The sequence below is a fragment of the Rhodococcus sp. 077-4 genome (assembly GCF_047782425.1).
Classification (GTDB): Bacteria; Actinomycetota; Actinomycetes; order Mycobacteriales; family Mycobacteriaceae; genus Rhodococcoides.
Window position 1 is genome coordinate 56,720 of record NZ_JAJPWC010000002.1, and the last position, 14,021, is coordinate 70,740.

Below are 14,021 nucleotides of genomic sequence, written 5' to 3' on the forward strand. Positions count from 1 at the left end.
TCCGTCACTCACGGCAAGGTTCTCAATCGGACCGATGCATGTTGGCACAAGACGTAAAGCCACTCAGTGGTACCGTTCGGGCGTAATTTGCGCAGTGGCAGTTCAGAATTGCGAAGGCGGATCCCATGGTCAGGCAGGCCCGCGCTGAAATCACTCGCGACACCGTGCTGGCGGGCGCAGCGAATGTTTTCCTGCGCCTCGGGTACGCGAACGCGAGCCTCAGCGAAATCATTTCTCAGTCCCAGGTCACCAAGGGTGCCCTGTACTTCCATTTCGGTTCCAAGGAAGAACTGGCGCGTGCGGTCATCGACGAGGGCAACGCTCGTCTGACCACGGCCTGCATGCAGTTCAACGACGGCCGAATTCCGGCGCTCGAAGCGGCGATCGGCATTTCCTACATCGTCGTCGACCTGTCGGTCAGCGATCCCATGGTCTCGGCAATGCTTCGACTGAGCCATCAGATCGGCGACTACCGGGGTACCGAGGGCAACGTCATGGCCGGGTGGAGCGAATCGTTCGACAGGCTCGCAGCCAAGGCCATCGCGCAGGGCGACATCGACCCCAACTCGGACTCACGCACCATCGGCTCATTGGTGCTCGAGATCCTCACCGGCGTGCACATGGTGGCCGTAGCCACCTCCACCACCGAAGAATTGCCGTCGCGCATGGAGCGCCTCTGGTACTACCTTCTGCCGGCCTTGGTTCCTGCCAACAAACTCGACTACTTCCGCGAGTTCGCGGCGCGTCGAGTCATCCGCTTCGGGCCGTAACTACCGGTACTTCTCCACGAACTCCGCGATGTCCTCTCGGAGTCGATCCGGGTATTCGCCGTTGACGGCGTGGGACGCGTCGGAATAGAGCCGGACGGTCCCGTTCGGAAGCGTCCGCTCGGCTGTGTCGACGGCCTCCTCGGCATCGTGCATCACCGATCTGCCCGCGATGACGGCCAAGACGGGTACATCGAGCGTCTCGAGGCGCTCCTCGGCGATCCGCGTGGGCTGCGGCAATTTGATCGAATAGCCCTGCATTCCGGCTTCGATCATGTCGGCGATGGGAACCTCGCGCACCTCCGCGCCGCCTGCGGTGTACGAGTTGAAGTTGTCTCGCCAGGATTTCGGGAGCCACGGCACCGCGGCAGGTAGAGCCCGGATCGCGGTGCCCCACGGAATGTCGGCGAACGTCTGCGCCGGGTCGATCAACGTGAGTGTCGCGATGTGCGAGCTGTCGTGCAGTGCGAGGTTCGCCGCCGTCCATCCGCCGATGGACAGTCCGACGAGGTGAACCTTGTCGGTGGGCAGGGCTTCGAGCGTCTGATCGAGCCACGCGGCCTGGTCGTCGTCGCTGGAGATCGGCCGTTCCTGAATGCTGCGCCCCGGCTCGCCGAGCAGATCCACGGTGTAGACGTCGCCGATCGTCAGCAGGCCTGGAAGGTTGGCCGCCCACACCGGCGTCGCGGAGGATCGGCCGGGAAGCAGCAACAGTGGGTGCGCGGAGGTTCCGGTGCCGTCGAATCGATAGACGCGCACGACGCCGTAGTCGGTTCTCACGTCCAGCGTCTCGGCCGGAGTGGGTAGGTCCTCGAACGCACGGTCGTAGGCGGCGAGAAAACGATCCTCGCTCGCCGCGCTGTTCCAATGTCCCACCGGCGACGGGGATCGGAGGGTGAACGTGAGGGCGAGCGCGCCGACGGTCAACGCCCCGGCGGCGATCTTCAGGTATCGACGCCGCGTTCTCGGTGCTCGATCGTTCATGTTCGGTCTCCTAACCGATCGGTAAGTAATTTGACCGTACGGTAGGCTGGCGATTGTGGCAACGAGAGAACCGAGCTTCATCGAGCGCACCAGGCGCGCTCAACTGATCGACGTCACGATCGATTCGGTCGCGCAGCACGGATACGCAAAGGTGTCGCTCGCACGCATCGCCGAGAGCGCAGGAATCACCAAAGCTGCTGTGCTGTACCACTTTCGAACCAAAGATGCGGTGGTCGACGCCGCGTATCGGTTCGTTCTCGCGGCTCTCGTGCAGGATGTGGCGGCCGCGGTCGAGGGCGTCGACGCCCGAGAAGGCCCACAGGCGTACGTGCGCTCGATGATCGGACATCTGCGTACTCACCCTCGGCACACGCGCATGTTGGTCGAGGCGCTCGGCAACTCAGCGCTCGAACACACTCCGGAACAGCGATGGCGGCCGTTGGCCGACCTCATCGACGCGGCGGTTCGAGCGCGCGGAACCGATGGCGTCGATTCACGGACGCTTGCCATCATCGTCGGCGGTGGGATCGACGCGATCGTCACCGAGCGCCTGCACGACCCGGAGTACGACTCGGCGGCTGCTGCCGAGTCTCTCTCGGCGATGGTGAACGCAGCTCTGAGCTAGCCCGCCGTCGTCTCCCGCCTGCCGGGCTGTCGGTGTTCTCCCATAGACTCGCCTATGACTGTGCGTATGCAGCCGTCGCCTCGAATCGCTTCTAGGAGCATTGCTGTTGTCTTCCGATTCTCTGCCTGCCATTTCTCCATCCGGGCCGGCCCCGATCGTTCCCGACGCGGCGCTGCAACTCTCGGGTCTGGCCAGCGTCGCGCTGACCGATTCGGCCATGGTGGCCGTCGCCGACGCGATCGGAACCGCCGAGCACACGCTCATCGGACCGCACTCCGTTCGCCCGTTCGTCGCCGCCGCGATCGCGCAGCACACCCAGCTGTTGATCGTCACCGCCACCGGCCGTGAAGCGGACGATCTCACTGACGAACTACGTCAGATCCTCGGCGGCGGCGTGGTCATGTTCCCGTCGTGGGAGACGCTTCCGCACGAGCGACTCTCACCGAGCGCCGACACCGTCGGCAAGCGACTGGACGTGCTCCGCAGGCTTGCTCGCCCCGGCGACACCGATTACGGCGATCCTCTGCGTGTCATCGTCACCACCGTCCGCTCGTTGGTTCAGCCCATGGCACCCGGTCTCGGCGAGATCGAACCCGTGACCCTGAAGGTCGGACTGGACATCGACTTCGACGGCTTGATCCACCGACTCGTCGAATTCGGATATCTGCGCGTGGACATGGTCGGCAAGCGCGGCGAGTTCGCCGTTCGCGGCGGCATCCTCGACCTCTTCTCGCCGACGGCAGATCACCCCGTGCGCGTGGAATTCTGGGGTGACGAGATCACCGAACTCCGCGCGTTCGCGGTCTCCGATCAGCGCTCGCTGCCGGATCACGAGGTCGATCTCGTCATCGCCCCGCCGTGCCGCGAACTGCTTCTCACCCAGGAAGTCCGCGACCGCGCCGCGGTTCTCGCAGCCGACAATGCCGGCGACACCGCATTGGTCGAGATGCTCGACAAGCTGTCCGCAGGCGTCCCGGTAGAGGGCATGGAGGCGCTGCTCCCCTTGCTGCAGCCGGGTGAGCTGCAACTGCTCGCCGATACCCTCCCCGCAGGAACGCACGTGTTGCTCTGCGATCCCGAGAGAATCCGCACGCGCGCAACAGATCTGGTGCGCACGGGCCAGGAGTTCCTCGAAGCATCCTGGACGGCGGCGTCGATCGGTGGCGCTGCGCCACTCGATACCTCCACCCTGGACACCTCCAGCCTCGAAGGCGCATCGCTGGATCTCGGTGCCTCCGCTTACCGCTCGCTGCGTCAGGTCCGGGAGTCGGCCCAGGTACACGGTCGGCCGTGGTGGACCATCAGCCCGCTGGCATCAGGAAACGGCGAGGAAGTCGAACTCGCCGTCGACCCGGTCCCGGAGGTGCGTGGGTCCGAGGAAGCACTGACGGCCCTGTTCGCGACCCTGCGGGCACACATCGCCACCGGTGGGCGAGCGGTCGTCTCGGTGGCCGGCGCAGGTACCGCCGCCCGCATCATCGAACGCCTGGCCGAGGCCGAAGTGCCTGCGGCGCATCTCGATTCCGGTGCCGTTCCGGTCCCCGACGTCGTCAACGTGCTCTGCGGCTCGCTGCACGACGGTCTGGTGTTCCCCGATGCCAAGCTCGTCGTGGTGACCGAGAGTGATCTGACCGGCAACCGCGTCGCCGCGGCAGGAGAGGGACGCAAACTCCCGGCGAAGCGTCGTAATCAGGTAGATCCGCTCGCCCTCGTCGCCGGCGACAGCGTCGTGCACGACCAGCACGGCATCGGTCGATTCGTCGAGATGGTCGAACGCACCATCGGTGGTGCCCGACGCGAATACCTCGTCGTGGAGTACGCACCCAGCAAGCGTGGCCATCCAGGCGACCGATTGTTCGTCCCGATGGACTCGCTCGATCAGCTTTCGCGCTACGTCGGTGGTGAGCTGCCGTCACTGAGCAAGCTCGGCGGATCCGACTGGGCCAACACAAAACGCAAGGCGCGCAAAGCAGTTCGAGAGATCGCCGGAGAGCTCGTCCAGCTCTACGCCGCCCGCCAGGCGGCTCCCGGACACGCTTTCGGACCGGACACACCGTGGCAGCTCGAGATGGAAGATGCGTTCGGCTTCACCGAGACGGTCGACCAGATGACGGCCATCACCGACGTCAAAGCCGATATGGAGAAGGCGGTTCCGATGGACCGCGTCATCCTCGGTGACGTCGGCTACGGCAAGACCGAGATCGCAGTGCGCGCCGCGTTCAAGGCCGTGCAGGACGGCAAGCAGGTCGCCGTTCTGGTTCCGACAACCCTTCTGGCGCAACAGCATCTGCAGACCTTCACCGCACGGATGGCGTCGTTCCCGGTGACGGTGAAGGGCCTCTCCCGGTTCACGCACGGCTCCGAATCCAAGGAGGTCATGGCCGGGCTGGCAGACGGAACGGTCGACATCGTCGTCGGCACGCACCGCTTGCTGCAGACCGGCGTCGCCTGGAAGGACCTGGGCCTGGTCATCGTCGACGAGGAGCAGCGCTTCGGCGTCGAGCACAAGGAGCACATCAAGTCTCTCCGAACTCACGTCGACGTGCTCACCATGTCCGCCACCCCGATTCCGCGAACGCTCGAGATGAGCCTCGCCGGAATCCGTGAGATGTCGACCATCCTCACTCCGCCGGAGGAGCGGCACCCGGTGCTCACCTACGTGGGTGCGTACAACGACAAGCAGGTCGCCGCGGCGATCAGGCGCGAGCTGCTGCGCGACGGCCAGGTATTCTTCGTGCACAATCGGGTCAGCTCGATCGACAAGGCTGCCAAGAAGATTCGCGATCTGGTCCCCGAGGCTCGGGTGGCGACGGCGCACGGTCAGATGAACGAGGAAACCCTCGAACGCACCGTGCAGGGATTCTGGCAGCGCGAGACCGATGTACTGGTGTGCACCACCATTATCGAGACCGGTCTCGACATCTCCAATGCCAACACGTTGATCGTCGAGCGGTCCGATTCGCTCGGCCTATCGCAACTGCACCAGCTCCGAGGCCGAGTGGGCCGCAGTCGAGAGCGTGGCTATGCGTACTTCCTGTACCCGCCCGAGAAGCCGCTCACCGAAACCGCCTACGACCGTCTTGCGACCATTTCGCAGAACTCCGACCTCGGTGCCGGTATGGCCGTGGCGATGAAGGACCTCGAAATCCGCGGTGCCGGAAACGTTCTGGGAGCAGAGCAGTCCGGCCACGTTGCAGGCGTCGGATTCGACCTGTACGTGCGTCTCGTCGGCGAGGCGGTCGAGGCGTACCGCGCGGCCGCCGACGGCAAGCCCATCACCACCGACGAGGCACCCAAGGAAGTGCGCATCGACCTTCCCGTCGACGCCAACATTCCACCCGACTACGTCACCAGCGACCGGCTGCGACTCGAGGGCTATCGAAAGCTGGCTGCTGCAGCCGATTCCGAGGGCATCGACGCCGTCATCGAGGAACTCGTCGACCGGTACGGCCCGCTGCCCGAGGAGGTCGGCCGACTGGTGTCCATCGCGAAGCTCCGCCTGATCGCCAAGGAATACGGCCTGACCGACGTCAATGTCGCCGGAACTCAGGTGAAGCTGGCTCCGATGGAGTTGCCCGACTCCAAGCAGATCCGTCTCAAGCGGCTCTACCCGAGCGCCGCGTACCGAGCCACGACCGGAGTGGTGCAGTTGCCGCTGCCGCGCGTCGAAGGTGGTGGCGTGGGGGCGGCGCGCGTACGCGACGTCGAATTGGTCCAGTTCATCGCCGATCTCATCCTATCCTTGGACGGGAAGCCATCTCGGTCGGTGTTGTTGGAGCAAACAGTGGGGGTGTAGCGGTGACGGTAGTTCTGCTAGACCCCGTTCGTCCGACGCAGGTGCCGGTGGACGCCGTCGAATTCCTCGGCGGCGCAGTGCGATTCACCGAAGAAGTACCGGTGAAGGTGCGGTGGCTGTTCTCGGGGACCGCTGCACCCGACGCCGTCGACGCAGTGCTGGTGAGCACCGACCCCACCAACCCCGACGTCCTGGCGCGGATCGCGCGCGGCGAACGCGTCATCGCGGTCGAGAAGCTTCCCGGTGACGACCTCATCGCCGCAGTCCGATTGATGGACCGGCTGCGCACACTCGGCGGCTGGGAAGCTCAGCAGACCCACGAATCGTTGCGGGGCTACCTTCTGGAAGAAACCTACGAACTGCTCGACGCCATCGCCGCGGGCAACCTGGTGGACCTGCGCGAGGAACTCGGAGACCTGTTGTTGCAGGTCCTCTTTCACTCCAGAATCGCTCAGGACGCCGCGGAGAACGCATTCGACGTCGACGACGTCGCCGCGGGACTCGTCGCCAAGCTCACCCACCGCAGCCCGCATCTCGGCCGAACGGGCAACGGCCCCATCGACATCGCCGAACAAGAGCGAGCCTGGGAAGAGCAGAAGGCCTCGGAAAAGGCACGCGGATCCTGCGTCGACGGCATCGCCCTGTCTCAGCCGTCACTCGCACTGGCGCAGAAGGTGATCGGCCGAGCCACCAAGGCAGGCCTGCCCGACGAGCTCATTCCCGACGGCCTCCGCGTCGTACACATCGGGGTCGATCATGCGCACGGAGGTGACAGTGCCGAGGACCTGCTGAGGCGTCGGGTACTGGATTTCGCGACCCTGATCCGCAACGCCGAGGCGTCGGCCCGCAACGCAGGCATCGGGCCGGGGGAGATGTCCGCCCTCGACTGGATCGAGCACTGGGGTCTGCGGGGCTGACACCCACCACCCGAACGCGTCAATGGTCCATTGCATTGTTCAGACGTATGCAGTGCGCCATCCACGCGGGCGGAATTGCTCAGATCTCTCGAGTAGCGCTACTCATGTGCGCGTGGTGTCAGGTCGGCCAGGCTATCGGTCATGACAACGAACCTGATCGAACGCGAATCCGACAAGACATGGACCGGCGGTTGGACGGCCCTCGGCGGCGCGCTGATGTTGGTGACGGGCTTTGCCACCTACTGGGCGCTCTCCAACCCCGTAGCGACTGATTTGTTGATGGGTTTCGACTATGCCCCCTCGGCACGGACTGGTTTACGGGTCGGGACCGGCTTCGCCGTCATCGCGTGGTTCGCCAGCTTCATCACGTCGTTGCTCGGAATGCGTCGATCGGCGGCGGGTCGAATCATGTTGGGTTGCCTGGTGATTCTCGCTCTGGTTTTGATCGGTCCGGTGCTACTGTTCTGCGCGGCGATCGCCTTCACGTCCTGAACCGCGAGCGTGCGCGGAGGCCGACTGCACCGACATGCAGTCGGATCCTGCTGCTACCTGCGCCAGAACAAGTGATGAGTGATGCCGCTGCTACTGGGGACTACCTCGTGCTCGAATCTGTCGTTCAATTCGTCGGGTGAATCCCATAGCTTCAGGCCCGAGCCGAATTCGATGGGCGAGACGGCGATGTGCATGGTGTCGACGAGATCGGCGTCGAGGAACTCCCGGATGCTGGTGACACCACCGCCGAGTCGCACATCCTTACCGCCCGCGGCCTCTTTCGCCTGCTTCAGTACCTCGGAGGGTTCGCCGTCGACGAAGTGAAACGTGGTGTCGGAGAGTGTGATCGACGGTCGCGCATGGTGGGTGAGTACGAAGACGGGGGTGTGAAACGGCGGCTCGTCACCCCACCAGCCCTGCCATTCGTGGTCGGCCCACGGTCCGCGTTGAGGTCCGAACTTGTGCCTGCCCATGATCTCGGCACCGATGTTGTTGGCGAAGTCGCGGGCAAAGTAGTCGTCCAATCCACGGCTGCCACCGGGGTCGGTTCGGTTCGGCCAGCTCGCGGTTGCCCCGCACCACGCCATCAGGCTTCCATGGTCGAGGCCGAACGGGCTCTCGAAGCTCTGATCCACCCCCGCAGCGATCCCATCGCTCGAGATGGTGAAGTTCTGTACCCGAACCAGCTGTCCCATGAGTGCTCCCGATGTCGATGACGAAGATGTACGACGGGTAGACCGAACCAAGTGTAGAAACTCATCGCCCGCGTCAATAGACCCTTGCAGCGGTCAGACGTATGCAGTGCGCCATTGACGCGGACGGGGTGCCTGCGTGAATGAACCACTGCAGCGGTCAGACGCATGCAAGGGTCCATTGACGCGGACGTGGGGGCCGGCCTACTCGAACAGCGTCGAACCCCAGTATTGCGATTCTCCGACGCCGGGCGGGCATGCGAACACCGCGGACCCCACGTGTTGGATGTATTCGTTCAGTGCGTCCTTACGGGAGAGCGCCAGTTGCATCGGAACGAATTGGGTCAGTGGGTCGCGGCAGTAGGCGATGAAGAACAGTCCTGCATCGAGGTGACCGAAACCATCGGATCCGTCGGTGAAGTTGTATCCCCGACGCAGTAGTTGGATTCCGCCCAGATTCTCTTTCGACGCCAGGCGCACATGGGCGTCCTTATCGATGAAAGTTCCCTCAGGACCCTGGGATTCGAAGTCGAGTGCATCGAATTCGTCCTTCTGGCCCAGCGGTGCGCCGGTTCCCTTGCTGCGCCCGATCACTCGCTCTTGTTCCTTCAGCGTGGTGCGGTCCCACGATTCGATGAGCATCCGGATCCGACGCGCCACGAGGTAGGAGCCGCCCGCCATCCATGCTTGATCGTCATCGCCCGAGACCCACACGTTGTCGTTCAGCAGGGTCGGGTCCTCGGCCTTGAGGTTGGCCGTTCCGTCCTTGAAGCCGAACAGATTTCGCGGGGTGGCCTGCGTGGTCGAGGTGGACGAGGTTCGGCCGAACCCGAGTTGCGACCATTTGACCGACACGGTGCCGAAGCCGACGCGGGCGAGGTTGCGGATGGCGTGGACGGCAACCTGCGGATCGTCGGCACACGCCTGAATGCAGAGGTCGCCACCGGACCGTCGCGGATCGAGGTTGTCGGCAGGGAAATGCTGCAGATCGGCAAGCGACGCAGGCTTTTTCGACGCGAGATCGAACCGATCGAACAGTGCCGGACCGAAACCGATCGTCAACGTCAACGACGATGCGGTCAGGCCCAGCGCCTCACCGGTGTCGGCGGGAGGGTTGTACTCGCCGCCGTCGACGGCACCGCCGTCGAACGTCTCCTCACCCCTGGTGAGGCGTTCGGCCATCAGGGTCCACTTCTTCAGCAGCGCAACGAATTCTTCGCGGGAGTCGGTGGTGATGTCGAAGGCGACGAAGTGCATGCGATCCTGCGCCGGTGTGACGATTCCGGCCTGATGGTCGCCGCGGAACTCGACCACATCCGAAGGCGCCTCGGCACCCGACGCCGTCGCATGTCCGGCGATGGCTCCCACTCCGACGAGCGCAGCACCGGTCCCGACGGCACCGAAGAGGCGCCGCCGGGAGATGCGTCCTGCGTTACTGTCCGGCAACGACACCCTGCACCTGGCTCACTTCGGCGGACAATGCGTCGATCTTGTTCGAGAGTTCCTGGCGCTGAGGTTCGGTCACGGTGTCGTAGAAGACGAAGCCGTCGCCGCTGCGGTACTTGGCGAGTTCGGCATCGAGTTCTGCGAAGCGGGCGTCGATGGCGGTACCGAGATCGGCGTTGTGCTCGTCGAGAATGGGGCGTACTGCGGCGATGGCCGCCTGCGAGCCGTCGACGTTGGCCTGGAAGTCCCACAGGTCGGTGTGCGAGAAGAAGTCCTCTTCACCGCTGATCTTGGTCTTGGCGACTTCGTCGAGCAATCCCTGTGCACCACCGGCGACCTGGATCGGATCGATGGTGAAGTTTTCGGCCTTGATCTTGTCGGCGAGTTCGGTGATGTCGGCCTCGAGCTGGTCGGCCATTGCGTTGGTGTCGGGCTGCAATCCCTGCGTCCACAGATCCTTCTCGATGCGGTGGAAGCCGGTCCACTCCGCACCGGGCTCGACGTCGGGCTCACGCAGGTCGATGCGCGGGTCGAGGTCGTCGGGGAAGCTCTCGGCCACGGGCTCGATGCGCTCGTAGTAGCTACGCGCGATGGGGAACTGGGCTTTGGCTGCGGCGACGTCGCCGCTCTTGACGGCAGCGACGAACGAGGTCGTGGTGTCCTGCAGCGCGTCGATCTGGCTGACGACGTAGCGCTTGTAACCGGCGGCGGCCTCGGTGAGGAGTCCACCGTCGTCCGCTGTGCGTACCGAGTCGCCGGTGACGACGTAGTCGGCACGGATGCCGTCGCCCACCATGCCTGCCTTGCAGGCGGTTTGGTACGTGCCGGGGTCGGGCAGAGCGACGATGAGCTGACGCGTCAGGCCCGGTCCGATGTTCTCGACCTCGCCCATGACGCGGTCGCCTTCCCCGTAGACATAGAACTCGGTGACCTTGCTGCCGTTGTTGGTGATCTGGAAGGTCGAGTTGCCGGTGCTGCCCTCGGATGCGCTGACGTCGCAGGAGGAGTCGGTGGCGGTGACAGTGATGTCGCCCGACGCGGCCTCGGTGGAGGACTTCTCGGTACATCCGGCCAGGGCTATCGGCAGAACCGCGACTGCGGCAAGGGCATAGGTGGAACGACGCATGATGGTGGTGCCTTTCAGGAGTTCTGAAGTACAGGCTCGGGTGTCGCGGGAACGCGGACCGGGCGGAGGAAGAGGAACAACACGACGACGATGTAGAGCACCCACGCGATCGCTTGGAAGACAGTGGGTTCGGGGCGGAAGTTGAAGATGCCGCCGAGCACGGTGCCGTACCAGCTCGAGGCGTCGAAGTGAGCGCTGATGTCGAACGCGACAGCGCTGCCACCGGGAAGAACTCCGCCGATCTGCAGTGCGCGAATGCCGTAGGCGAGGATGCCGGCGGCGACGACGATGAGGAAGATGCCGGTGTACTTGAAGAACACCGCGAAGTTGATGCGGACGGCACCGAAGTACAAGAACACGGTCAGCACCGCCGCGACGACGATGCCGAGCAACAGGCCGAGCAGCGGCCACAGGCTGCCGTTGGTGTTCTCGGCGTATCCGACCATGAGCAATGCGGTTTCGACGCCTTCGCGGCCGACGGCGAAGAACGAGAGCGTCAGTACTGCAGCGGGCCCGACGGTCAGTGCTTTCTCCATGCTCGCCTTGAGCTCACCGGAGATGTTCTTCGCGGCGGTGCGCATCCACAGCACCATTGCCGTCACGATGACCACGGCTACGAGAGATGCTGCCCCGGCGATGATTTCGGCGGTCAAACCGGTGACCGTGGAGGTGCCGTAGTGAATCACGAAGAAGATCGCGGCGACCATGGCGACAGCCAGACCGACCCCGAGCCATACCCATTTGAGGGCGTCGCGCCGGTTCGCCTTGACGAGGAACGCGACGAGGATCATGACGACGATGCCGGTCTCGAGACCCTCACGCAGGCCGATCAGGCCACTGCCGAACATCTGGGTGGCGATCGACGGCGCTGATCCTGCGGCAGCCAGTACGGACACGGGTTGGTGCTCCTGTTGTGCATCGAACATTGGTACGCCTTCCCTCGCGAAGGGTAGGCGACCCTCATGCGTGAAGGTTGACAGAAACATACACCCTGCAACCCGGGTCGAATGCACGTTGAACTGGGATTTTCTCGGCCTTTAGCTTTCTATTACCTTGCGTGTGCAGGATGGAGTGGTGATCTCCCGTCTTTGCGTGCTCGCCACAGCGTCGGTCCTCCTCGCGTTGACGGCGTGCGGGAGCGGCGAGCCCGAGCGTGAAATTCCCGACGGCATCCCGCCCGGACCCGGCACCGAAGTGCCGACCATTGACTTCAACGCGCCCGGTCGGACGGCCGATCTGCTGCTCGCCTGGGCCGAACCTCAGACCGAAGCGTTGGGTATCTCGGTGACGGCGCTCGCGTCGTACGGGCACGCTGCGGCGATCATGTCCGAGACGGATTCCGATTGCGGAATCGCGTGGACGACGCTCGCCGGCATCGGGTACGTCGAGACTAGGCACGGCACATATCGGGGTTCATCCGTGCAGCCCGACGGTCTCGTCGCCCCGTTGATCCGCGGTATTCCGTTGGACGGCGGGCCGGGCGTCGCCGAAATTCCCGACACCGACGGTGGCCTCATGGACGGTGACGCGGAGTTCGATCGGGCGATGGGGCCGATGCAGTTCATCCCCGAGACGTGGAAGAAATGGGGCGTCGATGCCAACGGCGATGGCGTCGCCGATCCCGACAACATCGACGACGCGGCGCTGACCGCAGCGCGTTATCTGTGTGCGCGCGGCGGCGATCTCCGGACGGCGCAGGGCTGGGAGGCGGCGCTGATGGCCTACAACCTGTCGGGTCAGTATCTGCGTGACGTGCGTGATAGGGCGGCGGCGTACTCGGTGGGGACAACGCCGTAGAACTCCGTGCATCGCGGGGGACACTCGAGAGCGGCTAGTCTTGCACCCGGCACAGTCCGCCGGTCCCCGTTACTAGGAGAAGCATTCGTGGCCATCATTGAGCAGGTCGGAGCTCGCGAGATCCTCGATTCCCGTGGCAACCCCACGGTTGAGGTCGAGGTCGCATTGGACGACGGGACGTTGACCCGTGCAGCCGTTCCCTCCGGCGCATCCACCGGTGAGCACGAGGCCGTCGAGCTTCGTGACGGCGGAGACCGCTACGGCGGCAAGGGCGTCGAGAAGGCAGTCAACGCGGTACTCGACGAGATCGCACCGGCGGTCATCGGCCTCGACGCCATCGAGCAGCGCACCGTCGACCAGGCTCTGTTGGATCTCGACGGCACTCCCGACAAGTCTCGCCTCGGCGCGAACTCCCTGCTGGGTGTTTCGCTCGCCGTCGCCAAGGCTGCTGCCGAGTCCACCGGTCTCGAGCTCTTCCGCTACCTCGGTGGCCCGAACGCCCACATCCTGCCCGTCCCGATGATGAACATCATCAACGGTGGCGCACACGCAGACAGTGGCGTCGACGTGCAGGAATTCATGATCGCGCCGATCGGTGCGCCCACGTTCAAGGAGTCGCTGCGCTGGGGTGCCGAGGTCTACCACGCACTCAAGTCCGTGCTCAAGGCCAAGGGCCTGTCCACCGGACTCGGTGACGAGGGCGGCTTCGCTCCCGACCTCGCCGGCACCAAGGCCGCTCTCGACCTGATCCTCGAGGCCATCGCGAAGACCGGCCTCAAGCCCGGCCAGGACATCGGACTCGCCCTCGACGTGGCAGCCACCGAGTTCTACACCGCAGGCACCGGCTACGCCTTCGAGCGTGAGACCAAGTCCGCCGAGCAGATGTCGGCCTTCTACGGCGAGCTCGTCGACGCCTACCCGCTCGTATCCATCGAGGATCCGCTCGACGAGAACGACTGGGACGGCTGGGTTGCACTCACCGAGTCCATCGGCGACAAGGTGCAGCTCGTCGGCGACGATCTCTTCGTCACCAACCCCGAGCGTCTCGAAGACGGCATCGTCAAGGGTGCGGCCAACGCGCTGTTGGTCAAGGTCAACCAGATCGGCACGCTCACCGAGACCCTCGACGCCGTCGATCTGGCGCACCGCAACGGCTACAAGACGATGATGAGCCATCGGTCCGGCGAGACCGAGGACACCACCATCGCTGACCTGGCAGTTGCCGTCGGCAGCGGCCAGATCAAGACCGGCGCTCCGGCTCGAAGCGAGCGCGTGGCCAAGTACAACCAGTTGCTGCGGATCGAAGAAGCTCTGGGCGACGCGGCGCGTTACGCCGGCGAGTTGTCTTTCCCCCGGTTCAATTACGAGGGATAGCGAAC

General features: G+C 64.6%; 12 protein-coding genes. 7 read left to right on the forward strand and 5 right to left on the reverse strand.

Annotation, left to right across the window (positions count from 1 at the left end):
- Positions 1–125 precede the first annotated feature (125 nt).
- Positions 126–770, forward strand: coding sequence for a ScbR family autoregulator-binding transcription factor (locus ACNEOT_RS09710; RefSeq protein ID WP_415973781.1), 645 nt, complete (start codon positions 126–128; stop codon positions 768–770).
- Here the strand turns inward: ACNEOT_RS09710 and ACNEOT_RS09715 are convergent, their stop codons facing one another.
- Positions 771–1,751, reverse strand: a complete 981-nt coding sequence (locus ACNEOT_RS09715; protein WP_415973782.1) for an alpha/beta fold hydrolase — start codon at positions 1,749–1,751, stop codon at positions 771–773.
- 55 nt (positions 1,752–1,806) lie between these two features.
- Here ACNEOT_RS09715 and ACNEOT_RS09720 point away from each other — a divergent pair, with 55 nt between their 5' ends.
- From ACNEOT_RS09720 to ACNEOT_RS09735, 4 genes are all read left to right on the forward strand, one after another.
- Positions 1,807–2,376: a TetR/AcrR family transcriptional regulator gene (locus ACNEOT_RS09720; RefSeq protein ID WP_415973783.1), complete on the forward strand. Its 570-nt coding sequence runs from the start codon at positions 1,807–1,809 to the stop codon at positions 2,374–2,376.
- 217 nt (positions 2,377–2,593) lie between these two features.
- The gene (mfd, locus tag ACNEOT_RS09725; protein WP_415975089.1) at positions 2,594–6,172 is read left to right on the forward strand and encodes a transcription-repair coupling factor; all 3,579 of its coding nucleotides are present in this window, start codon (positions 2,594–2,596) and stop codon (positions 6,170–6,172) included.
- A 2-nt stretch (positions 6,173–6,174) separates the two neighbouring features.
- Positions 6,175–7,089, forward strand: coding sequence for a MazG family protein (locus ACNEOT_RS09730; RefSeq protein ID WP_415973784.1), 915 nt, complete (start codon positions 6,175–6,177; stop codon positions 7,087–7,089).
- 141 nt (positions 7,090–7,230) lie between these two features.
- Entirely contained in the window at positions 7,231–7,581 is a 351-nt protein-coding gene (locus tag ACNEOT_RS09735) for a hypothetical protein (RefSeq protein ID WP_415973785.1), read from the forward strand.
- Between the two features lie 53 nt (positions 7,582–7,634).
- Here the strand turns inward: ACNEOT_RS09735 and ACNEOT_RS09740 are convergent, their stop codons facing one another.
- The 4 genes from ACNEOT_RS09740 to efeU all read right to left on the reverse strand — a co-directional run bounded on the left by ACNEOT_RS09740 (position 7,635) and on the right by efeU (position 11,741).
- Positions 7,635–8,276, reverse strand: a complete 642-nt coding sequence (locus ACNEOT_RS09740) for a dihydrofolate reductase family protein (protein WP_415973786.1) — start codon at positions 8,274–8,276, stop codon at positions 7,635–7,637.
- A gap of 201 nt (positions 8,277–8,477) precedes the next feature.
- Positions 8,478–9,725, reverse strand: a complete 1,248-nt coding sequence (gene efeB / locus ACNEOT_RS09745; protein ID WP_415973787.1) for an iron uptake transporter deferrochelatase/peroxidase subunit — start codon at positions 9,723–9,725, stop codon at positions 8,478–8,480.
- Positions 9,706–10,845 carry an iron uptake system protein EfeO gene (efeO, locus tag ACNEOT_RS09750; RefSeq protein WP_415973788.1) on the reverse strand — a complete coding sequence of 380 codons (1,140 nt, stop codon included), beginning with the start codon at positions 10,843–10,845 and terminating at the stop codon, positions 9,706–9,708. Before efeO ends, efeB begins: the two co-directional genes overlap by 20 nt.
- A gap of 14 nt (positions 10,846–10,859) precedes the next feature.
- Positions 10,860–11,741, reverse strand: coding sequence for an iron uptake transporter permease EfeU (efeU, locus tag ACNEOT_RS09755; RefSeq protein ID WP_415973789.1), 882 nt, complete (start codon positions 11,739–11,741; stop codon positions 10,860–10,862).
- 178 nt (positions 11,742–11,919) lie between these two features.
- Here efeU and ACNEOT_RS09760 point away from each other — a divergent pair, with 178 nt between their 5' ends.
- Together ACNEOT_RS09760 and eno are read left to right on the forward strand one after the other, a co-directional pair.
- Positions 11,920–12,642: a lytic transglycosylase domain-containing protein gene (locus ACNEOT_RS09760; RefSeq protein ID WP_415973790.1), complete on the forward strand. Its 723-nt coding sequence runs from the start codon at positions 11,920–11,922 to the stop codon at positions 12,640–12,642.
- Between the two features lie 87 nt (positions 12,643–12,729).
- Positions 12,730–14,016 (forward strand): phosphopyruvate hydratase, encoded by a 1,287-nt coding sequence (eno, locus tag ACNEOT_RS09765; protein ID WP_415973791.1) that lies wholly within the window; start codon positions 12,730–12,732, stop codon positions 14,014–14,016.
- Positions 14,017–14,021: the final 5 nt, after the last annotated feature.

Coding starts and splice junctions, on each gene's coding strand:
- mfd (WP_415975089.1), top strand. CDS start 2,594: ATGGTGGCCGTCGCCGACGCGATCGGAACCGCCGAGCACACGCTCATC.
- ACNEOT_RS09710 (WP_415973781.1), top strand. CDS start 126: ATGGTCAGGCAGGCCCGCGCTGAAATCACTCGCGACACCGTGCTGGCG.
- efeO (WP_415973788.1), bottom strand. CDS start 10,845: ATGCGTCGTTCCACCTATGCCCTTGCCGCAGTCGCGGTTCTGCCGATA.
- ACNEOT_RS09740 (WP_415973786.1), bottom strand. CDS start 8,276: ATGGGACAGCTGGTTCGGGTACAGAACTTCACCATCTCGAGCGATGGG.
- ACNEOT_RS09735 (WP_415973785.1), top strand. CDS start 7,231: ATGACAACGAACCTGATCGAACGCGAATCCGACAAGACATGGACCGGC.
- ACNEOT_RS09715 (WP_415973782.1), bottom strand. CDS start 1,751: ATGAACGATCGAGCACCGAGAACGCGGCGTCGATACCTGAAGATCGCC.